The organism is Amycolatopsis sp. 195334CR (genome assembly GCF_017309385.1).
GTDB lineage: Bacteria > Actinomycetota > Actinomycetes > Mycobacteriales > Pseudonocardiaceae > Amycolatopsis.
In genome coordinates this window covers 94,056-119,344 of sequence record NZ_JAFJMJ010000001.1, presented here as the reverse complement: position 1 = coordinate 119,344, position 25,289 = coordinate 94,056, and the positions used below count along the sequence as shown (strand labels likewise).

Genomic DNA, 25,289 nt, shown 5'->3' with positions numbered 1-25,289 from the left:
GGACCGGCAGGCTTCTGCGCAGCGCGAGCACGGTGGAAATCGCCCGGTACTGGGGGTCGGACGAAGGCCGCCGCCCGCTCGCGCGGCACGGGGCCCGGCCGGCCTGGAGGAGGAGCGGACCGGCCGGGCGTCATCGTCGACTACCCTGAAGAGGATGCAGGTGCGGTGTCCGCCCGCAGGCCTGCACCCTGACGACGACTGCTGGAGCGCACACCCGTGTTCGACACCCTCTCCGATCGCCTCACTTCGGTCCTGCAGAACCTGCGTGGCAAGGGGAAGCTCTCCGACGCCGACATCGACGCCACCGCGCGCGAGATCCGCATCGCGCTGCTGGAGGCCGACGTCGCGCTCCCGGTGGTGCGCGCGTTCATCGCCAAGGTCAAGGAACGGGCCAAGGGCGCCGAGGTGTCCGAGGCGCTGAACCCGGCCCAGCAGGTCATCAAGATCGTCAACGAGGAACTGGTCGCCATCCTCGGTGGCGAGACCCGGCGGCTGAACCTGGCGAAGAACCCGCCGACCGTGCTGATGCTCGCCGGTCTGCAGGGTGCCGGTAAGACCACGCTGGCGGGCAAGCTGGCGCTGTGGCTGAAGAAGCAGGGCCACGCGCCGATGCTGGTCGCCTGCGACCTCCAGCGCCCCAACGCGGTCACCCAGCTGCAGGTGGTCGGTGAGCGCGCCGGCGTGCCGACCTTCGCGCCGGAGCCGGGCAACGGCGTCGGCGACCCGGTCGACGTCGCCCGCCGCGGGATCGACGAGGCCAGGCACAACCAGCACGACATCGTGATCGTCGACACCGCGGGCCGCCTCGGTGTGGACGAGGAGCTGATGCGGCAGGCCGCCGACATCCGCGACGCGGTCCAGCCGGACGAGACGCTGTTCGTGGTCGACGCGATGATCGGTCAGGACGCGGTGACCACCGCCGAGGCCTTCCGCGACGGCGTCGGCTTCACCGGCGTGGTGCTCACCAAGCTCGACGGCGACGCGCGCGGTGGTGCCGCGCTGAGCGTGCGCGAGGTCACCGGCCAGCCGATCCTGTTCGCGTCGAACGGCGAGAAGCTCGAGGACTTCGACCTCTTCCACCCGGACCGGATGGCCAGCCGGATCCTCGGCATGGGCGACATGCTCACCCTGATCGAGCAGGCCGAGCAGGCCTTCGACCAGGAGAAGGCGGAGCAGGCCGCGCAGAAGCTGGGCAGCGGCGAGCTGACCCTGGAGGACTTCCTCGAGCAGATGCTCGCGGTGCGCAAGATGGGCCCGATCGGCAACCTGCTGGGCATGCTGCCCGGCGCCGGGCAGATGAAGGACCAGCTGGCCCAGGTCGACGACAAGTCGCTGGACCGGCTGCAGGCGATCATCCGCGGCATGACCCCGGCCGAGCGGGCCGATCCGAAGATCATCAACGCCTCCCGGCGCCAGCGCATCGCCAAGGGCTCCGGCGTGGCCGTGCGCGAGGTCAACGACCTGGTCAACCGGTTCTACGACGCCAAGAAGATGATGCAGCAGATGGCCGGGCGGTTCGGCTTCGGCGGCGGTGGCGCGAACAACCGGAAGAACAACCGCAAGGGCAAGAAGGGGAAGAAGGGCAAGGGGCGCGGCCCCACGCAGCCCAAGATCAAGGGCGGTTTCCCCGGTGGCATGCCCGCGCTGCCGCCGGGTGGGTTCCCGGGTGCCGGTCCCGCCGGTGGCATGCCCGACCTCTCGCAGCTCGGTGGCAGCCTGAACGACCTGCCGCCCGGCTTCGACCCGTCGAAGTTCAAGCTGCCCAAGGGCAAGTAGATGGCCTACCGCCTCAGCGGCGTGGTGCTGCCGTCGGGTGAGCACCGCGAGCTGTGGATCGACGGCGACCGGATCAGCTACGAGCCGGTCGAGGGCGCGCGGACCCTGGCCGAGGACGTGTTCCTCGTGCCGGGCCTGGTCGACGCGCACTGCCACCCCGGCATCGGTGCGGAGAACCTCGACGGGGCCGCCGCCCACGCGCTGGCCGACCGCCGGGCGGGCACGCTGCTGATCCGCGACTGCGGCGATCCGCTGCCCACCAAGGCGTTGCAGGAGCGCGACGACCTGCCGCGGCTCATCCGCTGCGGCCGCCACCTCTCGCTGCCCAAGCGGTACGTGCCGGGCCTGGGCCTCGACCTGGACAGCCCGGACCAGCTGCCCGAGGCGGTGGCCGAGCAGGCCGCCGACGGCGACGGCTGGGTCAAGCTCGTCGGCGACTGGATCGACCGGTCCGCCGGCGACCTCGCGCCGCTGTGGCCGGACGACGTGCTCGCGGAGGCGGTCAAGGTCGCGCACGACGCGGGCGCCAAGGTCACCGCGCACGTGTTCGGCGCCGCCGCGCTGCCGGGCCTGCTGGCCGCCGGGGTCGACTGCCTCGAACACGGCACGGAGCTGTCCGGCGAGCAGCTCGCCGACATGGCGCGCCGCGGTATCGCGCTCGTGCCGACCCTGGCCAACATCACCGAGAACTTCCCCGGCATCGCCGACGCCGCGGGCAAGTACCCGGTCTACGCCGCGCACATGCGTGAGCTGCACCGCCGCGTCGACGGGCTAGTGCAGGCCGCGCTGGACGCCGGGGTGGCCGTCTACGCGGGCACCGACGCGGGCGGCATGATCGACCACGGCCGGATCGTCGACGAGATCGAGCTGCTGCACCGGGCGGGCATGTCGCGCACCGAGGCGCTCGGCGCCGGGGCGTGGGCAGCGCGCGACTGGCTCGGCCACCCGGCCATCGCCGACGGCGCCCCGGCCGATCTGCTGGTGCTGACCGCCGATCCGCGCGAGGACCTCGGCGCGCTGCGCCACCCGTCGCACATCATCCTGCGCGGTACCGTCACTTCCTGAGACGGGCCGGGTTCACCCGGTAGCCATCCGCCCCTTAGCGTGGGGGCGCGAAGGTCATTCCGGCGGCGGAGGTGCGGTGGCTCAGGCGGACGAAAACCCTCCGGCGGTCGGTGACGGCCTGGTCCGCGGGGCCCACTGGGGCCTGCTCGCGTTCATCGCCGGGTTCGGCGCGTACCACCTGATGAACCTGGTCCTCACCGCCGCGCTGACCGGCCGGTTCACCGGGTTCGACGACGCCGAGGAGATGCCGGACCTCGGTCCGCTGCTGCTGCTCGCCTTCGTGCCGAACCTGATGCTGGGCCTCGCGCCGGTGCTGGCCGCGAAGCGCTGGGGGTCCTTCCGCGAGCTGGGCGTGCTGCCGCGGCTGCGGGACATCAAGATCGGCCTGGCGTGCGGTGGGTTCGCCCTGCTCGCCGGTTACCTGGCGAACCTCCTGCTGCTGCCGGTCTTCGGCACCGACCTCGAATCCGGCAACCCGCTGTCCGGGCTGGCCCAGGGCGTCGGGGACAACCCGCTGTGGCTCGCGCTCGCCGCGCTGATCGTGGTGCTCGTCGCGCCGGTGACCGAAGAGGTGCTGATCCGGGGCGCGCTGTGGGCCGGGTTGACCGCCCACCGCATCCCGCAGTGGGCGGTGCTCGCGCTGACCGCCGCGGTGTTCGCCCAATTGCACGGAGAACCGAGCCGCACCCTGGCGTTGTTCGTGCAGGGGCTGGCGATCGGGGCGGCCCGGTTGCTCAGCGGCCGGACCGGTTCGAGCGTGGTGGCGCACGCCGCGAACAACCTGCCGCCCGCGCTCCTGCTCCTGGGTGCGTCATGACCCGGTGGCGCCCAGTAACCTTGGACCCTGCCCGAATTGCGAAGAACCGACCGGAGGACGGCTTGAGCGCGATGGAGGGGGAGCAGGTCCAGGGCCCCGAGCCGCTACCGGAGGTGGCCAAGCCACCGGACCACCGCTGGGGTTTCGGCGCCTTCCTCCTGGTCGAAGCGATCTTGCTGGCCTCGGCCGCGCTGGTGCTCGCCGCGCTGGGCCCGGTGCCCGCCGGGCAGCCGATGCCGGTCGGGCACGTGCTGGTCGGCACCATCACCCCGACCGTGGTGGCCGCCACCGCCGCCGTGCTGATCACCCGGATCCGCGGCAACGGCCCGCTGGCCGACCTGCGGCTGTCCTGGCGCTGGTCGGACGTCAAGACCGGGCTGAAGTTCGGCATGGTCGGGCTGGTGTGCACCACCGTCGGCGCGTTCGTCTGGACGCAGATCGTCGGCGAGCAGAACGCCTCATCGGCGATCAGCGCGCTGATCGAGGACCAGCCGATGTCGGTGACCGCCGCCGTGATCATGTTCCTCTACCTGTGGCTGCTCGGGCCGATCTGCGAGGAGATCATCTACCGCGGCCTGCTCTGGGGCGCGGTGGAGCGGCTGAGCTGGGGCAACGAGAAGTGGGGCCGGGTGGCCGCCTTCCTGCTGTCCACCGCGGTGTTCGCGGTCAGCCACCTCGAACCGCTGCGGACCACGCTGCTGCTGGTCATCTCGGTGCCGATCGGGCTGGCCAGGCTCTACACCGGCAGGCTGCTCGGCAGCATCGTGGCGCACCAGATGAACAACTTCCTGCCCGCGGTCGCCATCCTGCTCACCACGCTGGGCATCGCCACCCTGTAGGCGGGTCCGCGCGGGCCGTCTGGCAGAATGTTCGATTGCTTGCCCCGGCCGGACCCTCTCACCGCGCCGGGGTCGAACACACCTGACCTCCGGGCGTCGCATTCGTTCCCCACTCGGATCGCGCGGCCGACCTTGCTACCAGAGAGAACTGAGGAGTACCCACACCCGTGGCCGTCAAGATCAAGCTCCAGCGCCTCGGCAAGATCCGTGCGCCGTACTACCGCATCATCGTCGCCGACGCGCGCACCCGCCGGGACGGCAAGGCCATCGAGACGATCGGCAAGTACCACCCGAAGGAAGAGCCCAGCTTCATCGAGGTGAACTCCGAGCGCGCCCAGCACTGGCTCGCCGTCGGCGCCCAGCCGACCGAGCCGGTCCAGCGCCTGCTCGAGATCACCGGTGACTGGCAGAAGTTCAAGGGCCTGCCGGGCGCCGAGGGCACCCTGAAGGTGGCCGAGCCGAAGCCGTCGAAGCAGGACCTGTTCAACGCCGCGCTCGCGGCCGCGGGCGAGGAGCCCTCGGCCGAGGCCACCACGCCCAAGAAGAAGGGCGGCAAGAAGGCCGACGCCGAGAAGGCCGAGGCCAAGGCCGAGGAGAAGACCGAGGCGTGAGCTTTCTCGCGGACTCCCTTGAGCACCTCGTGCGCGGGATCGTCGACAACCCGGACGAGGTCCGCGTCGAACTGATCACCACGCGTCGCGGCCGCACCCTCGAGGTGCACGTCCACCCCGACGATCTGGGCAAGGTGATCGGCCGGGGCGGGCGCACCGCCACCGCGCTCCGCACCGTGATGGGCGGAATCGGCGGCCGGGGTGTGCGGGTCGACGTGGTCGACACCGACCACTGACGCCGCGCTGATGGAGGTTGTCGTCGGCCGGGTGGCCAAGGCACACGGCATCACCGGCGAACTCGCCGTCGACGTGCGGACCGACTCCCCGGAGCAGCGGTTCGCCGTCGGTGCCGTGGTGCTCGCCCGGCCGCGCGGCGGCCGCACCCGCGAACTCACCGTGTCAGCCGCCCGCTCGCACAGCGGGCGGCTGCTGGTGCGTTTCGACCAGGTCCCCGACCGCACCGCGGCCGAGGAACTGCGGGGTGCGCTGCTGCTCGGGGACACCGCGGACCTGCCGCCGACGGCCGATCCCGACGAGTTCTACGACCACCAGCTCGAAGGCCTGCGGGCCGAGCTGACCGACGGCACCGAGGTCGGCACCGTGCTCGAGGTGGTGCACTCGCCCGGCGGCGAGCTGCTTTCGCTCGACCGCGGTGGCGCGACCGTGCTGGTGCCGTTCGTCAAGGCGATCGTGCCGGTGGTCGACGTGGCGGGCGGGCGGGTCGTGCTCGATCCGCCGGAAGGCCTGCTGGACGCCGAGTGATGCGCCTCGACGTCGTCACCATCTTCCCCGAGTACCTCGACCCGCTGCGGGCCGCGCTGCTCGGGCGCGCCATCGACCGCGGGCTGATCGAGATCGGCGTGCACGACCTGCGCGACTGGACCCACGACGTGCACCGCGCGGTCGACGACGCGCCGTACGGCGGCGGTCCCGGCATGGTGATGAAGCCGCAGATCTGGGGCGACGCGCTCGACCAGGTCTGCGGGGAGCACACGCGGCTGGTGGTGCCGACCCCGGCCGGCCGCCCGTTCACCCAGGAACTGGCCCACGAGTACGCCGCCGAAAAGCACCTGGTGTTCGCCTGCGGCCGCTACGAGGGCATCGACCAGCGCGTGATCGACGACGCCGCCCGCCGGATGCCGGTGGACGAGGTCTCCATCGGCGACTACGTGCTGGTCGGCGGCGAGGCCGCGGTGCTGGTCATGGTCGAGGCGGTGGTCCGGCTGCTGCCCGGCGTGCTGGGCAACGCGCGCTCGGCCGAGGAGGATTCGTTCTCCGACGGCCTGCTCGAAGGACCCAGCTACACCCGGCCCGAGGTCTGGCGGGAGCTGGCCGTGCCGGAGGTGCTGCGCTCGGGCAACCACGCGCTGATCGACCGCTGGCGCCGCGACCGGGCGCTCGAACGGACGGCCGAGCGCCGTCCCGAGCTGATCCCGCGGTTGCCGGAAGGCAGTCTCGACAAGCACGACCGGGCCCTGCTCGCGAGCCTCGCCGAGGAGTCCGAACGGGGCGAGTGATCCGGCGCCCGGCGGGTCTGTAATACTTGACCGGTTGGCGCGAGAGGACCCCATTGGGTTCGCGCGCCCGCCAACCCCCTGGGCCGGCCGCTGTGACAGGCGTGCGCCCGGACGTATGGCAAGACGAAGACGTTACATCACAGACGAGGACGGACCACCGATGAACACCCTGGACGCCCTGGACGCTCAGTCGCTGCGTTCCGACATCCCGGAATTCCGACCGGGCGACACGCTGAAGGTGCACGTCCGAGTGATCGAGGGCAACCGCGAGCGCCTTCAGGTCTTCCAGGGCGTGGTCATCCGCCGCCAGAACGGTGGCATCCGCGAGACGTTCACCGTCCGCAAGGTCTCCTTCGGTGTCGGCGTGGAGCGCACCTTCCCGGTGCACAGCCCGAACATCGCGCAGATCGAGGTGCACAAGCGCGGCGACGTGCGCCGCGCGAAGCTGTACTACCTGCGTGAGCTGCGCGGCAAGGCGGCGAAGATCAAGGAGCGCCGCGAGCCGGCTTCCTGATCCGGTAGCGGATTCCCGTAGCCTGGCGTCGTGGCCGAACCTGTGTCTTCAAACGCTGCCGAGGACGATCCCGAACGCTCCGAGCACCACGACGGAGCCGCGGAGGAGACCAAGGGCGGTGCCCACCGCAAGCGTGGCAAGGGCAAAGCGAAGAAGAAGCGCCCGTTCTGGGTGGAGCTGCCGATCCTGATCGTCGTGGCGCTCGCGCTGACGTTCGTGATCCAGCAGTTCTTCTTCCGCGTCTACATGATCCCGTCGGGGTCGATGGAGACCACCCTGCACGGGTGCGAGGGCTGCACCGGCGACCGCATCCTGGTCGACAAGATCACCTACGACTTCGTCGACCCCACCCCCGGTGACGTGGTGGTGTTCAAGGGTCCGGAGCCGTGGGTGGAGAACGAGGCGCTCCCGCAGGAGTCCTCGAACCCGGTCGGCCGGTTCTTCCAGAGCATCGGTTCGGTGTTCGGCCTCGCCCCGCCCGACGAGCGCGACTTCGTCAAGCGCATCATCGCGATGCCGGGGCAGACGGTGGAGTGCTGCGACGCGCAGAACCACGTGGTGGTCGACGGCAAGGCGCTCGACGAGCCGTACCTGCACTTCGAGGACGGTACCGGGGTCCAGGCCCCGTTCGACCCGGTGAAGGTGCCGCTCGGCTCGGTCTGGGTGATGGGCGACAACCGCAACAACTCCTCGGACTCCCGCATGCAGGGCGGCGGGGGCGAGCGCGGTGCGGTGCCGCTGGAGAACATCATCGGCAAGGCCAGGATCATCGTGCTCCCGCCGAACCGCTGGGGTGGGGTGACCGACCACAACCCGCAGGAAGCCGCCCAGCCCGCCGCGCTCGGCATGAGCGCGCCCGTCTGGCAGCAGGGCATCCCGCTGGGCATCGGCGTGGTGGCCGCCTGGCCGACGGTTTGGGCCGGTCGCAAGCTCGGAGCGGGCTTGCGCGGGGCGGCGCAGCGGAAGCGCTAGCCGCGGTGTCAGCGCTGAAGCCGCCGCGCGCGGTCATTCGCGGGGAGAGCTCGTGGGGGCTGCAGGCCGCACTGGAACGGCGTGGCCTCGGCCCGGTGGCCGGGGTGGACGAGGCCGGGCGGGGTGCCTGTGCCGGACCGCTGGTGGTGGCCGCCTGCGTGCTCAAGCCGGGGGACGGCGCCCGGCTGACCGAGCTGACCGATTCGAAGCTGCTCACCGCGGCCGCCCGTGAACGCGTCTACGAGCGGGTGCTGGTCCGGGCGGTCGACTACGCGGTGGTGGTCATCCCCACCGAGGAGGTCGACGCGCGCGGCATTCACGTGACCAACGTCGAGGGCATGCGGCGCGCGGTGTCCCACCTGCGGACCGCGCCCGGGTACGTGCTGACCGACGGGTTCGGCGTGCCGGGCATGCCGGCGCCCAGCCTGCCGGTGATCAAGGGGGACCGGGTGGTGGCCTGCGTGGCGGCGGCGTCGGTGCTGGCCAAGGTGACCAGGGACCGGATCATGGCGGATCTGCACGACGAGTACCCGGTGTACGGCTTCGACGTGCACAAGGGGTACACCACCACCGAGCACGGCGCGGCGCTGACCGAGCACGGTCCCAGCGCGGCGCACCGGTGGTCCTACACGAACGTGGCCGTCGCGGCCGCCGCCCACCGGCGCGAGCCACCCCATCGGGTGCTGCTCACCGCGGCGGCGCTGCACGCCACGGCCGCGCCGGTGCGTGCTCTGGATGACGGTCTGGGTCAGAATGGACTCTTCGCCGCCGACTGGCACGTGAACTCGCAAGGAGGGGCCCGGATTTCATGAGTGCCGAGGATCTCGAGAAATACGAGACCGAGATGGAGCTGTCGCTGTACCGCGAGTACCGCGACATCGTCAGCCAGTTCGCGTATGTGGTGGAGACCGAACGGCGGTTCTACCTGGCCAACGCGGTGGACGTGCAGGTCCGAGACGGTGGGGGCGAGGTCTACTTCGAGGTGCGGATGTCCGACGCCTGGGTGTGGGACATGTACCGGCCCGCTCGGTTCGTCAAGCACGTCCGGGTGATCACCTTCAAGGACGTGAACGTGGAGGAACTGGACAAACCAGACCTGCGCCTCCCCGAGGGCGGCCCGTTCTCCGGCTGAGGTTGTCCACAGCACCCCGGTTGTCCACAGGCCGAGCCGAACGCCCTGGCCTGCGCTGATCCCCCCTGGCACGGTCGAGATCGACAACGATCATCGACCCCAGGGGGAGCAGCCGTGATGGGCACCCAGGCTCGGCCGTCCTACGAGCAACGACAACGACTGGGCCGCAGAGGCGAGGAACTCGCGGCAGCGCACCTGGACAAACTGGGCATGACGGTGCTGTCCAGGAACTGGCGCTGCCGCGAGGGCGAACTCGACCTGGTCGCCACAGACGGCCGAACCCTCATCGTCTGCGAAGTGAAAACCCGCTCAGGCGCCGCCTACGGCCACCCAGCCGACTCCGTCGACGCCGAAAAGTCGGCGCGCATCCGCCGCCTGACCAGCCGATGGCTGGAGCACTACCGAGTCCGGTGGTGCCCGCTGCGCTTCGATGTCATAGCCATCCACTGGCCCCCGACAGGCGCCCCGCAGTTGACCCACATCCCGGGGGCCTTCTGACATGGCCGCCCCACCCCGCACCCACCGTGCCCACCCCGCCCGCATCCACCCACCCACCCTCGCCGCCGCCCGCATCCAGCCGCCTGCCGCCGCTCCCATCCAGCCGCCCACCCCGGCCCTCCTCCATCCGTCCGACCCCGTCACCAGCCCCGCCCACCCGGCGGACCCCGCCACCGGCCCCACCCACCTGGCCAATCCCGCCGCGGACACGGCCCACCTTGCCGATCTCGTCACCGGCCCGGCCCGCCCCATTGCGAAGCCAACCCATCTCGCCGGTCCAGCCACCGGACCTACGTACCTCTCCGGTCCCACCACCGCCGTCTACGAACCGTCCGGCCCCGTCGCCCACGCCTCCACCGCGACCACAGCCCTCACCAAAATTTTCATTCCCGCGAAGCCCCTACCTCGATCAACAGCAATCGTCGTCCGCGTGAGCCGCCGCACCCCGCCACAAGTCACTACCTGGCTCAAGCGCCTCCGCCTCCGCGCCTGGCGCATCGACGTGATCACCGTGCGCTGGCAACCGCGCTTCCCCCACGCCGAAGGAGCGAGCTGAAATGGTGCTCGCCCGAAGCTGGTCGGTCGCGCTGCTCGGCATCGACGGCCGCGTGGTCGAGGTCGAGGCCGACATCGGCGCCGGAATGCCCGGTATGAAACTGGTCGGCCTGCCCGACCCCGGCCTGAAAGAAGCCAAGGACCGGGTCCGCGCCGCCGTGCGCAACTCCGGCCAGAAGTGGCCCGAGCAGCACGTCACCCTCGGTCTGTCCCCGGCCAACCTCCCCAAGCTCGGCTCCGGCTACGACCTCAGCATCGCCGCCGCGGTGCTCGCCGCCAGCGGAGCCGTCTCCGGGAGCAAGCTGCTCGGCACGGTCTTGATCGGCGAACTCGCCCTCGACGGCCGGATCCGCCCGGTGCCCGGCGTGCTGCCCGCGCTGCTCGCCGCTCGCAAGGACGGCGTCCGGCGCGCGGTCGTCCCCGTCGATTCGCTGTTCGAGGCGGCCCTCGTGCACGACATGGAGGTGCTCGGCGCCGCCCGCCTGCGCGACCTGCTCGCCTGGATGGACGACGTCGAAAACCTCGCCACCCCCGAGCCCGCCATCGAAGAAAAGCCGCCGCCCGTTGCCGATCTGGCGGACGTCATCGGACAGCCGGACGCACGCTGGGCGCTGGAGGTCGCCGCCGCGGGGGGCCACCACCTGCTGCTGACCGGCCCACCCGGCGTCGGAAAGACGATGCTGGCTCGCCGCCTGCCGGGCCTGCTCCCGGCGTTGTGCAGCGAGGAATCACTCGAAGTCACCGCCGTGCATTCCATCGAGGGCAAGCTGTCCTCGTCATCACCGCTCATCCGGATTCCGCCGTTCGCCGATCCGCACCACACCATTTCGGTCGCCGCACTGGTCGGCGGCGGCACCGACATCGCCAAACCGGGCATGATCAGCCGAGCCCATCGAGGAGTCCTCTTCCTGGACGAGGTGTGCGAATTCCGCAGCGAATGCCTCGAATCACTGCGCACAGTGCTGGAGGACGGCGAAATCCGCATCGCCAGGCGAAAAGGCGTCGTCTGCTATCCCGCGCGCTTCCAACTCGTCCTCGCCACGAACCCATGCCCCTGCGCGCCGCCGCGGGAAGCGGATTGCACTTGCTCACCATTCGCCAGGCGACGCTATTTCGGCAAACTCTCCGGCCCGCTGCTCGACCGCATCGATCTCCGAGTCCGGATGCGCCCACTCACCGCCATGCACACCCACGCGCACGAATTCGACGATCCGGAGCCGACCGCGCAGGTCCGGGCCAGGGTTCTCCGTGCACGGGAAAGAGCGGCCAAACGCTGGGCCGAGCACGGCTGGCGCACCAACGCCGAAGTACCCGGCCCCATGCTCCGGCGTGAGTACGCGTTGCCCCGCGAAACGACCACCCTGCTCGACCGCGGACTGGACCAGGGCGTGGTCACTGCTCGTGGTGTCGACCGCTGCCTGCGCGTCGCCTGGACGTTGAGCGACCTGACCGAAGCCGATCGCCCCGACTCCGATCACGTGGCCGCCGCCTTTGAATTTCGCGACCGGCAGGCAGCCGCATGAGCGATCGACAGGCAGATCCCGAGACCCGCCTGGCCCGGGCGTATCTGTTGCGAGTGGCAGAGCCACCGGCCACGGCCCTCGTCGCCTTCATCCGCAACCACGGCCCGGTCGACGCGGCGAAGTTGGTGCGCGAGGGATCCTGCCCGGAGCCCGTGTTGTCCGAGACGTCCGCCCGCCGAACGCTGGTTCGCGCCGAATCGGATCTCGCCGAGGCCGAGCGGCAGGGCGCCCGCCTGATCGTGCCGGAGGACGCCGAGTGGCCGGCGTGGCCGCTGCTCCCGTTCGATCAGGCGACGGCGCGTGGCAAGCCGGGGTTGGCGCCGCCCATCGCGTTGTGGGTCCGGGGCGGAGGCAGGCTCGACGAGGTGGCCACGTCCGCGGTGGCCATCGTCGGCGCCCGAGCAGCTACGGGATACGGCGAGCAACACGCCACCGAATTCGCGTACGGCCTGGTAAGCAAGCGCATGCCGGTGTTCTCCGGCGCCGCCTACGGTATTGACGGCGCAGCTCACCGAGGCGCGCTCGCCGGCGAAGGCGTGACGGCGGCCGTGCTCGGCTGCGGGCTGGACGGCGGTTACCCCGCCGGACACGTCGCCCTGCTGCGCAGGATCTCCGAGCGCGGGCTTGTGATCAGCGAGTACCCCTTCGGCACGCCCCCGGCGAGGCACCGTTTCCTCGTGCGGAACCGCCTGATTGCCGGACTCACCGAGGGCACCGTCGTGGTGGAAGCGGGCGTTCGCAGCGGGGCCCGCAACACGGCGACCACCGCCGCCACGCTCGGCAAGGTAGTCATGGCGATGCCCGGCCCGATCGGTTCGGCGATGTCGGCGGGTTGCCACGAACTCATCCGCGAATCAGCCGCGACGCTGGTCGGCTCGCTACGCGACGTGCTGGCCACCGTCGGCAAGCTCGACACTTCACTGGCCAGTCGAACGCCGTCCCCGCCCCGGAGCACCGACGGGCTGGGCGAGGACGCTATGCGCGTCCACGGCGCGCTGGAGCTGAAGGAGGGCAGGCACCCGGAACAGATCGCCACCGAATCCGGCGTCCCGCTCAACCGGGTCCGCGCCCTCCTGCCGGAACTGGAACTGGACGGCCTAGCCACCCGCACCGACGACGGCTGGCGCCTGACAGCCCGCTCGCGCCCGGTAACCCCCGCAGGAGGCTCATGACACCTGCCGGCGATCCGCCACCCACGCCAGCCTCCCGAGCCCGAGCCCGAGCCCGAGCCCGAGCCCGAGCCCGAGCCCGAGTCGCGGGTCGGTTCCTGCAGTTGGTCTCGGCCCTGGGTGCTGGCCGTGATGCTGGCGCTGGCGTTGTGGGCTGAGCGTGCTCACGATGCCGAACAGCCAGGCACCTCGAACGAGCAGCGCGGACTCAAAGGCAGACGGACGGGCGCAGCTGTGGCGTCGTCGGGGCTGAACCGGGGGCACGGGGCGGGGTGGGAGGCGTGTTGGGCCGGTTGCGGTGAGTCGCGATATCGGGTCGTTCCCACGGCAGGGTGTGGCGATGCTTGACCATGCGCCGGTGATCCCCCAGCGTTTTGGGCATGTCGTCACGAAGCGTCCCCGAAGTTGAGCGGGGGGTGAAGGTGAACGGGCGCGGTGCACTGGTTCGCCTGCGGGCGGCGCTGCCGGAAAACGTGCGTGAGGTAGTGGCCGAATACGAGCGCCACCTGCAGTTGGAGCGCGGACTCTCGGCGCACACCGTCCGCGCGTACGTAGGCGACGTGGTCTCGCTGCTCGGCTTCCTCCACGGCGTCGAAGCCCCCAACACCACAGCGGGTGACGACGCAACCCCCACTGCCGCCGCAGGTGAAGGCACCGAAGCTGCTGGCGGCGCGAGCCTTAATGGCGCCGTGACTGGTGGCGTGCGCGCTAGTGGCGCGAACGCTGGCGGTGTGCGCACCGATGAGATGGGCGCCGGTGACGCGAGCGTTGGTGGCGTGGGCGCCGGTGAGGTGGGCGCTGACGACGCGAGCGTTGGTGGTGTGCGCACCGACGAGATGGGCGCTGGCGACGCGGGTGCTGGTGGCGGGAGCGGTGAGGACGTGGCAGCCGCGGATGTGGCGGGTACGGATGTGGCGGGTGAAGGTGTGGTGGCGTTGGCCGGGTTGGACGTGGGGGAGCTGCGGGCCTGGCTGGCGGAGCAGCACAAGGCGGGCGTGAGCCGGACGACGTTGGCGCGGAGGGCGGCTGGGGCGCGGACGTTCACGGCGTGGGCTCACCGGGTCGGCAAGTTGGAGGTCGATCCGGGGAGTCGGCTGGTGGCGCCGCGGCCGCATCGGACGTTGCCTGGGGTGTTGCGGCCGGAGCAGGCGGAGCAGGTGATGAGCGCGTCGGGGGCCGGGGCGGCGGAGCGTGATCCGGTTGCGCTCCGTGATCATGCGGTGCTCGAACTGCTGTACGCGACCGGCGTTCGGGTGGCTGAGCTGTGCGGTCTTGACCTGGGCGACGTGGAGTTCGACCGCCGGGTGATCCGGGTGCTGGGCAAGGGCGCCAAGGAGCGGACCGTGCCGTTCGGGGTGCCCGCCGAGAAGGCGCTCCGGTCCTGGTTGGAGGACGGGCGGCCGGTGCTCGCGGAGCGGGCGGCGGCGGACGCGGCGAAGGCGCTCTTCCTGGGCGTTCGCGGCCGGCGGCTTGATCCTCGTTCGGTCCGGCGGGTGGTCCACGACGGGGTCGGCTCGGTACACGGTGCGGTGGACATGGGCCCGCACGGCCTCCGCCATTCGGCTGCCACGCACCTGCTTGAGGGTGGTGCTGACCTTCGCAGCGTTCAGGAACTACTCGGTCACGCTACGCTTGCCACCACTCAGCTTTACACTCACGTCACCGTCGAGCGGCTGAAGGCGATCCATGACCGGACCCACCCCCGTGCCCGCTGACCGCGGGGGCGGCGGAGGGCAAGCCTTCCCGCCACCCGGCGAACCGCCCGACCGAACCACCACGCACGAGCCCGGAGACAGACCTGAGAGTGCAGTTGAAAACGGCAACTTGCCTGGTGACGCAGCGCGTTCTCAGCGAAGCTCTGAGACACCCGCAGCGGAGGGCAGTCCCGTGACCGCCACCGAGACCTCGTCCGGCCTGAGCGAGACCGGCGACGTGGAGGCGGGCATCAAGGCGCTGTGGCGGCAGTTCGCCGAAGCGCCCGAGCAGCGCCTCCGCGATCGCCTCGTGCTGCACTACGCACCGCTGGTCAAGTACGTCGCCGGCCGGGTCGGCACCGGCCTGCCCACCCACGTCGACGTCGGCGACCTCGTCCAGTCCGGCATCTTCGGCCTGGTCGACGCGATCGAGAAGTTCGAGCCCGAGCGCGGCCTGCGCTTCGAGACCTACGCGATGCAGCGCATCCGTGGTGCGATCCTCGACGACCTCCGTTCTCAGGACTGGGTGCCCCGGGTGGTGCGCAGCCGGGCCCGCGAGGCCGAGCGCGCGATGGAACGACTGGGTGCCCGGCTCAACCGCACGCCGACCGACGCCGAGCTCGCCACCGAGTTGGAGATCACCGTCGACGAGCTGCGCGACCTCTATGGCCAGCTCCAGCTCACCAGCGTGGTCGCGCTCGAGGACCTGGTCGCGGTGGGCAAGGACAGCGGCTCACTGGTCGACACGCTGCCCGACGACGACGCCGTCGACCCGGTCGCCGTGCTCGTCGACCAGGACAACCGCCGTCAGCTCGCCGATGCGATCGCCCAGCTCTCCGAGCGCGACCGCATCGTGGTGAGCCTCTACTACTTCGAGAGCCTCACCCTCGCCGAGATCGGCAAGGTGCTCGGCGTGACCGAATCGCGGGTGAGCCAGCTGCACACCCGGGCCGTGCTCCGCCTGCGCGCCAAGCTGGTCGAACAGGCCGGTGTCTGACTGACACGTCAACCTGAGTTCCACGGCTTCAACCGCAGCCGGGTGGTCTCCTGCACCAGGGGCAGCGGGTCGAGGTACTCCAGCCCTCGGCGCACGCCCCAGTGCAGGCAGACCGCCACGGTGCACTCGGGGTGCCCGGCGATGACCGTGCCGATCACCTGGCCCGCGTACACCTGATCGCCGGCGGCGACCTGCGGGACCAGCGGCTCGTACGTGGTGCGCAGGCCGCCGTCGTGGTCGATGGACACCACGCCGCGACCGGCGATCGTGCCGGCGAACACCACGTATCCCGTGCCCGCCGACACCACCTGCTGGTCCGCCGCGGCAGCCAGGTCGACCCCGCGGTGACCGGGGCCGAAGTCGGTTTCGGGGGCGTCGAAACCGCGGATCAGCTGTGGCCGCGGGTGCAGTGGCCAGGTGAACCGCGGGTCGTCCGCCGGGGCGGTTGGTGCGAGGGGCGCTGCTGGGGTCGATGCGTTGGGCGCCACGACGGTCGACGCGGAGGCTGACGTGGAGGGCGTCGCAAAGGTGGCCGCGAGGGGCGGCGCGGGGGCTGCCGCGGAGGGGGCCGCGACGGGCGAGGTGGACGGCGACGCGGAGGCGGACGCGAGAGGTGCCGCGAGGGTTGGCGAGACCGCGGGCGTCAAGGGTGCCGTGAGGGCCGGCGTAAGGGGTGCTCCGAAGGCAGGGGCGGCCGCGGGCGTGAGGGGTGCCGCGAAGGCGCGGGAGATCGTGGGTGCGAGCAGGGCGGTGCAGCCGAATGCCAGGAACGCCACTGCCAGTTGGCGGATGCGCTGACGTGGGAGAATGGGTCTGAGGTCCATGACTTCGACTTTGACGGGCTGGGCGGCGGCGCGGGGGCTGGAGCCGGAATCTGTGGACAACCGGGGGCGTTGTGGACAGGTCGCCGGTTTGAGCACCGCCGGTGAGCAGCCCTTTCCAGGGAAGGCGTAGACTGTTCGCGCGGTCTGTGAGAGTGCAGATCGACTTCGCGTGCGTGTGCATGCTCCGGGCGGGCCCTCACCGGTTTCCGCCTCGGAACGAACGATGCCCGGCGGTCCCATCCGGCGCCGAGCGCCGAACGGGTTCGGGCATCGGCACCGCACCAGGGCGGCCGTCCACCCGGGCGACCGCGGCAACCGAGCAAGCGCCACCGGGCGAGTCCCGGGGCGCACGACACAGAAGAGGTGCGAATCCGGCCATGGCCGTCGTCACCATGAAGCAGCTGCTCGACAGCGGCGTGCACTTCGGGCACCAGACCCGGCGCTGGAACCCGAAGATGAAGCGCTACATCTTCACCGAGCGCAACGGCATCTACATCATCGACCTGCAGCAGACGCTGACCTACATCGACCGCGCCTTCGAGTTCATCAAGGAGACCGTGGCGCACGGTGGCAGCATCCTGTTCGTCGGCACCAAGAAGCAGGCGCAGGAGGCCATCGCCAACGAGGCCCAGCGCGTCGGCATGCCGTTCGTCAACCAGCGCTGGCTCGGTGGCATGCTCACCAACTTCCAGACCGTGCACAAGCGGCTCCAGCGCCTCAAGGAGCTCGAGTCGCAGGAGCAGACCGGCGGCTTCCAGGGCCTGACCAAGCGCGAGATCCTCACGCTCACCCGCGAGAAGGACAAGCTGGAGAAGACCCTCGGCGGTATCCGCGACATGGCCAAGGTGCCCAGCGCCGTGTGGATCGTGGACACCAAGAAGGAGCACATCGCCGTCGGCGAGGCGCGCAAGCTGAACATCCCGGTCGTCGCGATCCTCGACACCAACTGCGACCCGGACGAGGTCGACTACCCGATCCCGGGCAACGACGACGCGATCCGGTCCGCCGCGCTGCTGACCAAGGTCGTCGCCGAGGCCGCCGCCGCCGGCCTGCTGGCCCGCTCGGGCCGCAACGGCTCGGCCGCGGAGGGCCAGGACAAGCCGGAGCCGGGCGTCGCCTCGGACGAGCCGCTGGCCGAGTGGGAGAAGGAGCTGCTGGCCGGCTCCGAGAACGCGCCCGCCGCCACGGAGGCGCCCGCGGAGCAGACCACCTCCGCCTGATCCACCCTTTGCCCGCGTGGCCGGATGCGTCCGGCCACGCGGGCCTATGACTCGAATCCCTGCGCGTACCGAAGAAGGACGGAAAACGCACGATGGCGAACTACACCGCCGCAGATGTGAAGCGCCTGCGCGAGCTGACCGGCGCCGGCATGATGAACTGCAAGAAGGCGCTGGAGGAGAACGACGGCGACTTCGACAAGGCCGTCGAGTTCCTGCGCATCAAGGGCGCCAAGGACGTGGGCAAGCGCGCCGAGCGCGCCACCGCCGAAGGCCTGATCGCGGGTGAGGGCGGCGTCCTCGTCGAGCTGAACTCCGAGACCGACTTCGTCGCGAAGAACGCCGACTTCCAGGAGCTCGCCGCCAAGATCGTCGAGGTCGCGAAGACCGTGCGCACCGACGACGTGGAGAAGCTGCGCTCCGCCGAGCTGGACGGCAAGACCGTCGGCGACGCGATCAACGAGCTGTCTGCCCGCATCGGCGAGAAGCTGGAGCTGCGCCGGGTCGCCTCCTTCGACGGCACCGTCGCCACCTACCTGCACCGCCGTGGCGCCGACCTGCCGCCGGCCGTCGGCGTGCTGGTCGAGTACACCGGTGACAACGCCGAGGCCGCCCGCGGCGCCGCGCTGCAGATCGCCGCGCTCAAGGCCAAGTACCTGACCCGCGACGAGGTCCCCGCCGAGACCGTCGAGGCCGAGCGCCGCGTCGCCGAGCAGACCGCGCGCGAAGAGGGCAAGCCCGAGCAGGCCCTGCCGAAGATCATCGAAGGCAAGGTCAACGCGTACTACAAGGACACCGTGCTGCTGGACCAGCCGTCGGTGACCGACAACAAGAAGACCGTGAAGGCCCTGCTGGACGAGGCCGGCGTGACCGTCACCCGGTTCGCCCGCTTCGAGGTCGGCCAGGCCTGAGCAGAGTACCGGCAACCGTGCCCCGTCTCCGCCACATCGGGGACGGGGCACGGTTGCGAAGAGGCACGCGAGACACACCTGAACACGCGGAGGACGACATGACAGCGGAGCGGTCCGACGGTGCCTATCGGCGGGTGCTGCTGAAGCTCGGTGGCGAGATGTTCGGCGGCGGTGCCGTCGGCGTCGATCCCGACGTGGTGCATTCGGTGGCCGTGCAGATCGCCGAGGTCGTCCGGACCGGCGTGCAGATGGCGATCGTGATCGGCGGCGGCAACTACTTCCGCGGCGCCGAGCTGTCGCAGCGCGGGATGGACCGCGACCGCGCCGACTACATGGCCATGCTCGGCACCGTGATGAACTGCCTGGCCCTGCAGGACTTCCTGGAGAAGGAAGGCGTGCCCACCCGCGTGCAGAGCGCGATCACCATGGGCCAGGTCGCCGAGGCCTACATCCCGCGCCGCGCCGAGCGGCACCTGGAGAAGGGCCGCGTGGTCATCTTCGCCGCCGGTGTCGGCATGCCGTACTTCTCCACCGACACCGCGGCCGCCCAGCGCGCGCTGGAGATCGCCTGCGACGTGGTGCTGATGGCCAAGGCGGTGGACGGCGTCTACACCGCCGACCCCAAGACCGACCCGGCCGCGCGGATGTTCCGCGAGATCACCCACCGCGAAGTGCTCGAACAGGGCCTGAAGGTGGCCGACGCGACCGCGTTCAGCCTGTGCATGGACAACAACATGCCGATCATCGTGTTCAACCTGCTCACCGAGGGGAACATCGCCCGTGCCGTCGGCGGCGAGCGGATCGGCACCCTGGTCAGCACCCCCGCCGTCGGGGTCCCCGCCTAGACCTGCTGGGATCATCCCCGGAGAACACAACCAGCGGCGCGATACGAGCAAGGAGTAGCCGTGATCGACGAGACCCTCCTCGACGCCGAGGAGAAGATGGAAAAAGCCGTTTCCGTCGCGAAGGAGGACCTGACCTCGGTACGCACCGGCCGGGCCACACCCGCGATGTTCTCCCGGATCGTCGTCGAGTACTACGGCGCGCCGACCCCGCTGAACCAGCTGGCCAGCGTCAACATTCCCGAGGCCAGGATGGCCATCGTGAAGCCGTACGACCAGACGCAGCTGGGCGCCATCGAGAAGGCGATCCGCGAGTCCGACCTCGGCGTCAACCCGAGCAACGACGGCCAGATCATCCGCATCGTCATCCCGCAGCTCACCGAGGAGCGGCGCAAGGAGATGGTGAAGGTGGCCAAGGGCAAGGGCGAGGACGCCAAGGTGTCCATCCGCAGCGTGCGCCGCAAGGCCAAGGAAGAGCTCGACCGCATCCAGAAGGACGGCGAAGCGGGCGAGGACGACGTCACCCGTGCGGAGAAGGAGCTGCAGAACCTGACCGACAACTACGTCGGCCAGGTCGAGGAGCTCGTCAAGCACAAAGAAGCAGAGCTGCTCGAGGTCTGATCCGGTGGGGGAGACGAGCGTGAGCGAGGAACGCGAGGAGGCGGGCGATCCGGCGGAAACCGCCGGAAAGCCCGCGAAGGCCTCGCGGGCCGGCCGGAACCTGCCTGCCGCGATCGGGGTCGGGGTGGCCCTCGGCGCGGTGATCCTGGTTTCGCTGTTCACCGTGCGTTTCCTCTTCATCGGGGTCATCGCGGCGGCGATCGCGGTGGGCACCTTCGAACTGGCCGGTGCGCTGCGGCGCGCGGCGAACATCCGGATCGCGCTGGTCCCGGTGCTCGCCGGCGGGCAGGCGATGATCTGGCTGGCCTGGCCGTTCGGCCGGGAAGGGGCGCTCACCGCGTTCGTGCTGACCGTGCTCCTCTGCCTGCTCTGGCGGTTGCCCGGGGGCGCCGACGGTTACCTGCGCGACGTCGGCGCTTCCGTGTTCGCGGCGGCGTACCTGCCGCTGTTCGGTGCCTTCGCGGCGATGCTGGTGCCGCCGGAGGACGGCGTGGGCCGCGTACTGGCCTTCATGATCGGCGTGGTCGCCTCCGACACCGGCGGGTACATCGCCGGTGTGCTCAAGGGCAAGCACCCGATGGCACCGACGATCAGCCCCAAGAAGACCTGGGAGGGCTTCGCTGGTTCGATGCTGGCCGGGGTGGTCGCCGGGGCGCTGACGCTGAGCCTGATGCTGGACGGCCAGGCGTGGCAGGGCGTGCTGTTCGGCGCCGCCATCGTCTGCGTGGCCACGCTGGGCGACCTGATGGAGTCGCTGATCAAGCGCGACCTCGGCATCAAGGACATGGGCAACCTGCTGCCCGGGCACGGCGGCATCATGGACCGGCTGGATTCGCTGCTGCCGTCGGCCGTGGTCTCGTGGCTGCTGCTGTCCGCCTTCGTGCCCGCCTAGGGCTTGTCGATCACGCAGAAGCGGTTGCCGTCGGGATCGGCCAGCACGACGAAGTCGGCGTCCGGCGGGTAATCCGCCCAATCCACGCGGGACGCGCCGAGCGCGAGCAGGCGGTCGACCTCAGCGACCTGGTCCGAGGTGTACAGGTCGAGGTGCACCCGTGGTTTCTCCTGGACCGGGGTTTCCGAAAGCCCCAACGAGATGTTCGGCCCGCCGCCGTCGACCGGGACGAGCACCAGCCAGGCTTCGTCGCCCTCGTCGCGCGGCCGGTAGTCCAGCGCGCGGGCCCAGAACTCCGCCGCGCGCCGGACGTCGGAAACGCCCAGCACCACCGAGCCGACTCGTACCGGCATCAGTCGTCGTAGGGGTCGTCTACTTCGGCGCCGCTGTACTGGGCCTCGATCACGCGGGAGTGGTCGATCACCGAGAACACCGAACCGTGCGGATCGGCGAGCACGGCCACCCGGCCGAACGGCGTGTCGTACGGCTGGACGATCACACTGCCGCCGAGCATCAGCGCGTGGCCGGCGGCGGCATCCGCGCCACGGGCCGGATCGACCTCGAAGTAGACCATCCAGTGCGCCGGCGTACCCGGCCGGTACTCCGGGCCCATCACGTAGCGGTAGAGCACCGGCTGGTGGTCCAGCCGCCATTCCGCGTAGTCGATGTTCTCGCCGCCGATGTGGTGCACGTTGTAGTTGAACAGCCGGGAGTAGAACTGGTCGGCCACCGCGCCGTCGGTGGTGTTGAGGTCCGCACCGGAGAAGGTGTTCGGCGCACCGGCGGCGAACTCCCAGTTCGCCAGGGGTTGCCAGAAGACGATCGGCGTGCCGGTCGGGTCGAGCGCGTGCACGATGGTGCCGCGGTTGGGGATTTCGACCGGGCCGAGGGTGACCACCCCGCCGAGGTGCTCGACCCACTCCGCGGCACCGGCGGTGTTGTGCACCGAGAGGTGCACCGTCCAGCCCGGCGGCTGCGAGGCGGCGGCGCGGTAGAGCCCGCCGACGCTGAAACCGCCGAGCGAGGCCAGTGAATAGCGACCGTCGGAGGTCGCCGGATCTCGCTTGAGCTCGAAGCTCCAGCCGAAGAGGCCGTTGTAGAACGCCTCCGCTTCGGCTATGTCCGGACTCGCGAGTTCCACCCAGCAGGGGATGCCGGGTGAGAGAACGGGTTGCGCGGCGGCCGAACTGAGCGACATGAGTGATCTCCTCGGCTTCGGTGACCCGATCCTACGACTCGACCGGGGGTTGTGCTTAACCCAAAGTCATCGAGCGGGAATCAAACCCCGGTAGCTTGGGATGTTTCGGCTAAAACGGACACAATTTGCTTGTGGCGCCTAGGCTGTACCCGTGCGGCGCCCATTCCTCCGCCACCGGACCGCGGTGGACATCCTGCCCAGCCCCAACATCTGGTACTACCCGGGTGCCTACGAAGTGGAGAACTCCGCGCAGGACGCCGACGGCGAGATCTGGCGCGTGCTCGGCGAGGAATGCGGCTGGGCCGGGAAGGACGTGCTCGACGTCGGGTGCGGCGACGGCTTCCACCTCCCGCGGTTCGCCGAGACCGCGCGGTCGGTGATCGGCGTCGAACCCCATCCGCCACTGGTCCACCGCGCCCGCGAACGGGTCGCCGGGATGTCCGGCGTCCGGGTGCTTCATGGTGCGGCACAACGGATTCCGCTCGCGGACGCGAGTGTGGACCTGGTGCACGCGCGCACCGCCTACTTCTTCGGGCCCGGTTGTGAGCCCGGGTTGCGGGAGGCGGACCGGGTGCTGAGACCCGGTGGCGTGCTGGTGATCGTCGATCTGGACGTCACGCACGAGCCGTACGGCCGGTGGATGCGGGCGGACCTGCCCGACTACGACCCGCCTGGCGTGGAACGGTTCTTCGTCAAGGAGGGGTTCGACTGCCGGCGGGTCGAAACGCGCTGGGCGTTCGACGACGCGGCCGGTGCCGAGAAGGTGCTGAAGATCGAGTTCAGCCCCGCGGTCGCCGCGAAGGCGACGGAAGAAGTGTTACGCCGCAACGCTTTGGGCGGTGCGGTGACCTTCCCGGTCGGCTATCGCGTGCACTGGCGCCGCAAGCCGACCGGGTTGGTCGTCCCCGGTCATTCGGTTTCTTCGTCGGCGGTGTCGGATTCGACCTCGCCGAGCACCCCGTAGATCGTCCGCCGGGCCTCGTTGAGCGCCTGGACGGCCTTGGCCTGCTGTTCGGCGGTGCCCGCCTGGGCGACCTGGAACACCGCGGCCATCAGGGTCATGCTCGCCGAACGGAGGTTGGCCTCGTTCGGGTCGACGTCGCGGGCGATGGTCTCCCACGGCGGCGTGTCCAGCCGCTCGGCGGCGGCGCGGCCCTCGTCGGTCAGCTGGAAGAGGCGCTTGCCGCCCTCTTCGCTGGCCGAGACCAGGCCCTCGTCGGCGAGCAGTTGCAGGGTCGGGTAGATGGAGCCGGGGCTCGGCTTCCATAGCCCGTCGCTGCGCTCGCCGATCTCGGTGATGATCTCGTAGCCGTGGCGCGGCTGCTCGGCCAGCAGCAACAGGATGGCCGCGCGGACGTCACCGCGCCGTCCCCGTCGCCCGCCGTGCCGGTGGGGGCCACCGGGGCCCCGGCCGCGGCCTCGCGGTCCGCCGAAGCCCCAGCCGCCGGCGAAGTCCTCGAAGGGTCCGCGCGGGCCGAAGCCGCCACGCCTGCCGAACTCGTGTGCAAAAGGTGGTCGCATGAGCTTGGTCCTTTCTCGTTAGCTTGCGATGCACTCACGATATATCGGAACCGTTCGTTTGGCAACTGGCTGGGCGCGAGCCCGGTCACATCGGGGGGACGTGGGACAATGGGTGCGTTATGACTGCCCTCCCCCTTGTTTTCGACGCGCCCAAGCGCGGGCTGCCGCCGCGGCACCTCGCGGACCTGTCCGCCGAGGAGCGCGCTGCCGCCGTCGCCGAGCTGGGCGAGAAGCCCTTCCGCGCGAAGCAGCTGTCGAACCACTACTTCTCGCGGCTCACGGTCGACCCCGAGCAGATGACCGACATCCCGGCCGCGTCGCGGCAGCGGCTGGTCGACGACCTGATGCCGCCGCTGCTGACCGAGATCCGGGCGCTGGCCTGCGACGACGGCAGCACGCGCAAGACGCTGTGGCGCGCGCACGACGGCACGCTGGTGGAGAGCGTGCTGATGCGCTACCCCGATCGGGCGACGCTGTGCATCTCGAGCCAGGCCGGCTGCGGCATGGCGTGCCCGTTCTGCGCGACCGGGCAGGGCGGGCTCGACCGCAACCTGTCGACCGCGGAGATCGTGGACCAGGTGCGCTCGGCCGCCGCCGTCATGCGCGACGGCGAGATGGCCGGCGGGCCGGGGCGCCTGTCGAACATCGTGTTCATGGGCATGGGCGAGCCGCTGGCGAACTACAAGCGGGTGGTGGCGGCGGTGCGTCGGATCACGGATCCGTCGCCGGCCGGGTTGGGGATCGGTCAGCGTTCGGTGACGGTGTCGACGGTGGGGTTGGCGCCGGCGATCCGGAAGTTGGCGGACGAGAAGATGCAGGTGCGTCTGGCGGTGTCACTGCACACGCCGGACGATGAGTTGCGGGACACGCTGGTGCCGGTGAACAACCGGTGGTCGGTGGATGAGGTGCTGGAGGCGGCGCGGTATTACGCGGATACGTCGGGGCGCCGGGTGTCGATCGAGTATGCGTTGATCCGGGATATCAATGATCAGCCGTGGCGGGCGGATTTGCTGGCTAAGCGGTTGAGGCAGCATCTCGGTCAGTTGGTGCATGTGAACGTGATTCCGTTGAATCCGACGCCGGGTTCGAAGTGGGATGCGTCGCCGAAGCCGGTGGAGCGTGAGTTCGTGCGGCGGGTGAACGAGGGTGGCGTGGCGTGCACGGTCCGGGACACGCGCGGCCAGGAAATCGCGGCGGCTTGTGGTCAGCTGGCTGCTGAAGGCTGAAAGTTCGTAGTTCGTGTTTCATTGGATGAGGAAGTTGTTCTGATGCTTGCGCCCAGCCTGCTCGATCCGGCTGCCGAGAAACTCATGTGCTCCGAGGCGAGCAGCGCGACGGAGATCGCGCGCACGGCTCGTGAGCTGCTCGGTGACCGGTTCAGTTCGTGCAGCTTCACCTACGTGCTGATGCGCGCCTTCGACGTCGAGTTCTACGCCGCCGCGGAGGCTGCTCGCTGGCACGAGTTCGACAGCGGCCCGCGCAGTCTCTCGAACGACGAACTGGAAGCCTTGCTGAGCCCCTGGTTGACGAACGCCTGAACTGGGCGGAGCGAGAACGACGCCGTCTGGTCGCTGTCACACGCGA

At 70.3% G+C, this 25,289-nt stretch carries 30 protein-coding genes and 1 pseudogene; 27 read left to right on the top strand and 4 right to left on the bottom strand.

The window, feature by feature from the left end; translation table 11 throughout:
• Positions 1-216 precede the first annotated feature (216 nt).
• The 19 genes and pseudogenes from ffh (at position 217) to JYK18_RS00505 (ending at position 15,679) form a co-directional block, all read left to right on the top strand.
• Complete coding sequence (ffh, locus tag JYK18_RS00585; RefSeq protein WP_206799087.1) at positions 217-1,776, top strand: signal recognition particle protein; 1,560 nt, start codon at positions 217-219, stop codon at positions 1,774-1,776.
• Positions 1,777-2,841, top strand: coding sequence for an amidohydrolase family protein (locus JYK18_RS00580; RefSeq protein ID WP_206799085.1), 1,065 nt, complete (start codon positions 1,777-1,779; stop codon positions 2,839-2,841).
• 76 nt (positions 2,842-2,917) lie between these two features.
• Complete coding sequence (locus JYK18_RS00575) at positions 2,918-3,658, top strand: CPBP family intramembrane glutamic endopeptidase (RefSeq protein WP_307795738.1); 741 nt, start codon at positions 2,918-2,920, stop codon at positions 3,656-3,658.
• A gap of 71 nt (positions 3,659-3,729) precedes the next feature.
• Positions 3,730-4,497 (top strand): CPBP family intramembrane glutamic endopeptidase, encoded by a 768-nt coding sequence (locus JYK18_RS00570; protein WP_206803959.1) that lies wholly within the window; start codon positions 3,730-3,732, stop codon positions 4,495-4,497.
• Positions 4,498-4,664: 167 nt separating this feature from the next.
• Positions 4,665-5,108, top strand: coding sequence for a 30S ribosomal protein S16 (rpsP, locus tag JYK18_RS00565; protein ID WP_153030312.1), 444 nt, complete (start codon positions 4,665-4,667; stop codon positions 5,106-5,108).
• Positions 5,105-5,344, top strand: a complete 240-nt coding sequence (locus JYK18_RS00560; protein WP_113693495.1) for an RNA-binding protein — start codon at positions 5,105-5,107, stop codon at positions 5,342-5,344. The genes rpsP and JYK18_RS00560 overlap by 4 nt, the downstream gene beginning before the upstream one ends.
• A 10-nt stretch (positions 5,345-5,354) precedes the next feature.
• Positions 5,355-5,870 carry a ribosome maturation factor RimM gene (gene rimM / locus JYK18_RS00555; protein WP_206799075.1) on the top strand — a complete coding sequence of 172 codons (516 nt, stop codon included), beginning with the start codon at positions 5,355-5,357 and terminating at the stop codon, positions 5,868-5,870.
• Positions 5,870-6,625: a tRNA (guanosine(37)-N1)-methyltransferase TrmD gene (gene trmD, locus JYK18_RS00550; protein WP_206799066.1), complete on the top strand. Its 756-nt coding sequence runs from the start codon at positions 5,870-5,872 to the stop codon at positions 6,623-6,625. Before rimM ends, trmD begins: the two co-directional genes overlap by 1 nt.
• Before the next feature lie 160 nt (positions 6,626-6,785).
• Complete coding sequence (gene rplS, locus JYK18_RS00545; protein ID WP_206799064.1) at positions 6,786-7,139, top strand: 50S ribosomal protein L19; 354 nt, start codon at positions 6,786-6,788, stop codon at positions 7,137-7,139.
• Between the two features lie 30 nt (positions 7,140-7,169).
• Entirely contained in the window at positions 7,170-8,111 is a 942-nt protein-coding gene (gene lepB, locus JYK18_RS00540; protein ID WP_206799062.1) for a signal peptidase I, read from the top strand.
• Between the two features lie 5 nt (positions 8,112-8,116).
• The gene (locus JYK18_RS00535) at positions 8,117-8,923 is read left to right on the top strand and encodes a ribonuclease HII (protein WP_206799060.1); all 807 of its coding nucleotides are present in this window, start codon (positions 8,117-8,119) and stop codon (positions 8,921-8,923) included.
• On the top strand, positions 8,920-9,243 hold the full coding sequence (locus JYK18_RS00530; protein ID WP_113693489.1) for a DUF2469 domain-containing protein: 324 nt from the start codon (positions 8,920-8,922) through the stop codon (positions 9,241-9,243). The genes JYK18_RS00535 and JYK18_RS00530 overlap by 4 nt, the downstream gene beginning before the upstream one ends.
• 117 nt (positions 9,244-9,360) lie before the next feature.
• Complete coding sequence (locus JYK18_RS00525) at positions 9,361-9,741, top strand: YraN family protein (RefSeq protein ID WP_206803958.1); 381 nt, start codon at positions 9,361-9,363, stop codon at positions 9,739-9,741.
• Between the two features lie 430 nt (positions 9,742-10,171).
• Positions 10,172-10,297 carry a hypothetical protein gene (locus JYK18_RS47410; RefSeq protein WP_277992139.1) on the top strand — a complete coding sequence of 42 codons (126 nt, stop codon included), beginning with the start codon at positions 10,172-10,174 and terminating at the stop codon, positions 10,295-10,297.
• A 1-nt stretch (position 10,298) separates the two neighbouring features.
• Entirely contained in the window at positions 10,299-11,819 is a 1,521-nt protein-coding gene (locus JYK18_RS00520) for a YifB family Mg chelatase-like AAA ATPase (RefSeq protein WP_206799057.1), read from the top strand.
• Entirely contained in the window at positions 11,816-12,991 is a 1,176-nt protein-coding gene (gene dprA, locus JYK18_RS00515; RefSeq protein WP_206799047.1) for a DNA-processing protein DprA, read from the top strand. The genes JYK18_RS00520 and dprA overlap by 4 nt, the downstream gene beginning before the upstream one ends.
• A 377-nt stretch (positions 12,992-13,368) precedes the next feature.
• Positions 13,369-13,566, top strand: a pseudogene (locus JYK18_RS48250) (site-specific integrase); the annotation flags it as partial.
• 258 nt (positions 13,567-13,824) lie between these two features.
• Complete coding sequence (locus JYK18_RS00510) at positions 13,825-14,703, top strand: tyrosine recombinase XerC (RefSeq protein WP_374195041.1); 879 nt, start codon at positions 13,825-13,827, stop codon at positions 14,701-14,703.
• Positions 14,675-15,679: a FliA/WhiG family RNA polymerase sigma factor gene (locus JYK18_RS00505; protein ID WP_242578891.1), complete on the top strand. Its 1,005-nt coding sequence runs from the start codon at positions 14,675-14,677 to the stop codon at positions 15,677-15,679. The genes JYK18_RS00510 and JYK18_RS00505 overlap by 29 nt, the downstream gene beginning before the upstream one ends.
• Positions 15,680-15,687: 8 nt before the next feature.
• Here the strand turns inward: JYK18_RS00505 and JYK18_RS46390 are convergent, their stop codons facing one another.
• A complete protein-coding gene (locus tag JYK18_RS46390; RefSeq protein ID WP_307795737.1) occupies positions 15,688-16,167 on the bottom strand; it encodes a M23 family metallopeptidase in 480 nt (159 codons plus the stop codon).
• Positions 16,168-16,880: 713 nt separating this feature from the next.
• On the opposite strand from JYK18_RS46390, the gene rpsB reads away from it, so the two are divergent.
• The 5 genes from rpsB to JYK18_RS00475 all read left to right on the top strand — a co-directional run bounded on the left by rpsB (position 16,881) and on the right by JYK18_RS00475 (position 20,986).
• Entirely contained in the window at positions 16,881-17,723 is an 843-nt protein-coding gene (gene rpsB, locus JYK18_RS00495; protein WP_153030323.1) for a 30S ribosomal protein S2, read from the top strand.
• Between the two features lie 92 nt (positions 17,724-17,815).
• A complete protein-coding gene (tsf, locus tag JYK18_RS00490) occupies positions 17,816-18,631 on the top strand; it encodes a translation elongation factor Ts (protein WP_206799037.1) in 816 nt (271 codons plus the stop codon).
• Between the two features lie 98 nt (positions 18,632-18,729).
• A complete protein-coding gene (pyrH, locus tag JYK18_RS00485) occupies positions 18,730-19,476 on the top strand; it encodes a UMP kinase (protein WP_153030325.1) in 747 nt (248 codons plus the stop codon).
• Positions 19,477-19,536: 60 nt separating this feature from the next.
• Positions 19,537-20,094, top strand: a complete 558-nt coding sequence (frr, locus tag JYK18_RS00480; RefSeq protein ID WP_206799035.1) for a ribosome recycling factor — start codon at positions 19,537-19,539, stop codon at positions 20,092-20,094.
• Between the two features lie 19 nt (positions 20,095-20,113).
• The gene (locus JYK18_RS00475; protein WP_206799032.1) at positions 20,114-20,986 is read left to right on the top strand and encodes a phosphatidate cytidylyltransferase; all 873 of its coding nucleotides are present in this window, start codon (positions 20,114-20,116) and stop codon (positions 20,984-20,986) included.
• On the opposite strand, the gene JYK18_RS00470 is transcribed toward JYK18_RS00475, so the two are convergent.
• Positions 20,983-21,339: a VOC family protein gene (locus tag JYK18_RS00470; RefSeq protein WP_206799030.1), complete on the bottom strand. Its 357-nt coding sequence runs from the start codon at positions 21,337-21,339 to the stop codon at positions 20,983-20,985. The two genes, JYK18_RS00475 and JYK18_RS00470, sit on opposite strands and share 4 nt — an antisense overlap.
• Entirely contained in the window at positions 21,339-22,184 is an 846-nt protein-coding gene (locus JYK18_RS00465; RefSeq protein ID WP_206799028.1) for a VOC family protein, read from the bottom strand. Before JYK18_RS00465 ends, JYK18_RS00470 begins: the two co-directional genes overlap by 1 nt.
• A 151-nt stretch (positions 22,185-22,335) precedes the next feature.
• On the opposite strand from JYK18_RS00465, the gene JYK18_RS00460 reads away from it, so the two are divergent.
• Positions 22,336-23,148, top strand: a complete 813-nt coding sequence (locus JYK18_RS00460; protein ID WP_307795736.1) for a class I SAM-dependent methyltransferase — start codon at positions 22,336-22,338, stop codon at positions 23,146-23,148.
• Here the strand turns inward: JYK18_RS00460 and JYK18_RS00455 are convergent.
• The gene (locus JYK18_RS00455; protein ID WP_206799027.1) at positions 23,094-23,705 is read right to left on the bottom strand and encodes a PadR family transcriptional regulator; all 612 of its coding nucleotides are present in this window, start codon (positions 23,703-23,705) and stop codon (positions 23,094-23,096) included. The two genes, JYK18_RS00460 and JYK18_RS00455, sit on opposite strands and share 55 nt — an antisense overlap.
• Before the next feature lie 119 nt (positions 23,706-23,824).
• Between JYK18_RS00455 and rlmN the strand changes: the two genes are divergently transcribed.
• Positions 23,825-24,931, top strand: coding sequence for a 23S rRNA (adenine(2503)-C(2))-methyltransferase RlmN (gene rlmN / locus JYK18_RS00450; protein ID WP_206799026.1), 1,107 nt, complete (start codon positions 23,825-23,827; stop codon positions 24,929-24,931).
• A 42-nt stretch (positions 24,932-24,973) separates the two neighbouring features.
• Positions 24,974-25,243, top strand: a complete 270-nt coding sequence (locus JYK18_RS00445; protein ID WP_206799023.1) for a hypothetical protein — start codon at positions 24,974-24,976, stop codon at positions 25,241-25,243.
• Positions 25,244-25,289 lie beyond the last annotated feature (46 nt).

Excerpts from the sequence above, each read along its gene's own strand:
- JYK18_RS00455 (WP_206799027.1), bottom strand. The coding sequence starts at position 23,705 with ATGCGACCACCTTTTGCACACGAGTTCGGCAGGCGTGGCGGCTTCGGC.
- JYK18_RS00525 (WP_206803958.1), top strand. The coding sequence starts at position 9,361 with ATGGGCACCCAGGCTCGGCCGTCCTACGAGCAACGACAACGACTGGGC.
- trmD (WP_206799066.1), top strand. The coding sequence starts at position 5,870 with ATGCGCCTCGACGTCGTCACCATCTTCCCCGAGTACCTCGACCCGCTG.
- tsf (WP_206799037.1), top strand. The coding sequence starts at position 17,816 with ATGGCGAACTACACCGCCGCAGATGTGAAGCGCCTGCGCGAGCTGACC.
- JYK18_RS00570 (WP_206803959.1), top strand. The coding sequence starts at position 3,730 with ATGGAGGGGGAGCAGGTCCAGGGCCCCGAGCCGCTACCGGAGGTGGCC.
- JYK18_RS00505 (WP_242578891.1), top strand. The coding sequence starts at position 14,675 with ATGACCGGACCCACCCCCGTGCCCGCTGACCGCGGGGGCGGCGGAGGG.
- pyrH (WP_153030325.1), top strand. The coding sequence starts at position 18,730 with ATGACAGCGGAGCGGTCCGACGGTGCCTATCGGCGGGTGCTGCTGAAG.
- JYK18_RS00470 (WP_206799030.1), bottom strand. The coding sequence starts at position 21,339 with ATGCCGGTACGAGTCGGCTCGGTGGTGCTGGGCGTTTCCGACGTCCGG.
- JYK18_RS00580 (WP_206799085.1), top strand. The coding sequence starts at position 1,777 with ATGGCCTACCGCCTCAGCGGCGTGGTGCTGCCGTCGGGTGAGCACCGC.
- rplS (WP_206799064.1), top strand. The coding sequence starts at position 6,786 with ATGAACACCCTGGACGCCCTGGACGCTCAGTCGCTGCGTTCCGACATC.
- rimM (WP_206799075.1), top strand. The coding sequence starts at position 5,355 with ATGGAGGTTGTCGTCGGCCGGGTGGCCAAGGCACACGGCATCACCGGC.
- JYK18_RS00530 (WP_113693489.1), top strand. The coding sequence starts at position 8,920 with ATGAGTGCCGAGGATCTCGAGAAATACGAGACCGAGATGGAGCTGTCG.
- rlmN (WP_206799026.1), top strand. The coding sequence starts at position 23,825 with ATGACTGCCCTCCCCCTTGTTTTCGACGCGCCCAAGCGCGGGCTGCCG.
- JYK18_RS00520 (WP_206799057.1), top strand. The coding sequence starts at position 10,299 with ATGGTGCTCGCCCGAAGCTGGTCGGTCGCGCTGCTCGGCATCGACGGC.
- JYK18_RS00465 (WP_206799028.1), bottom strand. The coding sequence starts at position 22,184 with ATGTCGCTCAGTTCGGCCGCCGCGCAACCCGTTCTCTCACCCGGCATC.
- rpsB (WP_153030323.1), top strand. The coding sequence starts at position 16,881 with ATGGCCGTCGTCACCATGAAGCAGCTGCTCGACAGCGGCGTGCACTTC.
- JYK18_RS00445 (WP_206799023.1), top strand. The coding sequence starts at position 24,974 with ATGCTTGCGCCCAGCCTGCTCGATCCGGCTGCCGAGAAACTCATGTGC.
- JYK18_RS00510 (WP_374195041.1), top strand. The coding sequence starts at position 13,825 with ATGGGCGCTGGCGACGCGGGTGCTGGTGGCGGGAGCGGTGAGGACGTG.
- dprA (WP_206799047.1), top strand. The coding sequence starts at position 11,816 with ATGAGCGATCGACAGGCAGATCCCGAGACCCGCCTGGCCCGGGCGTAT.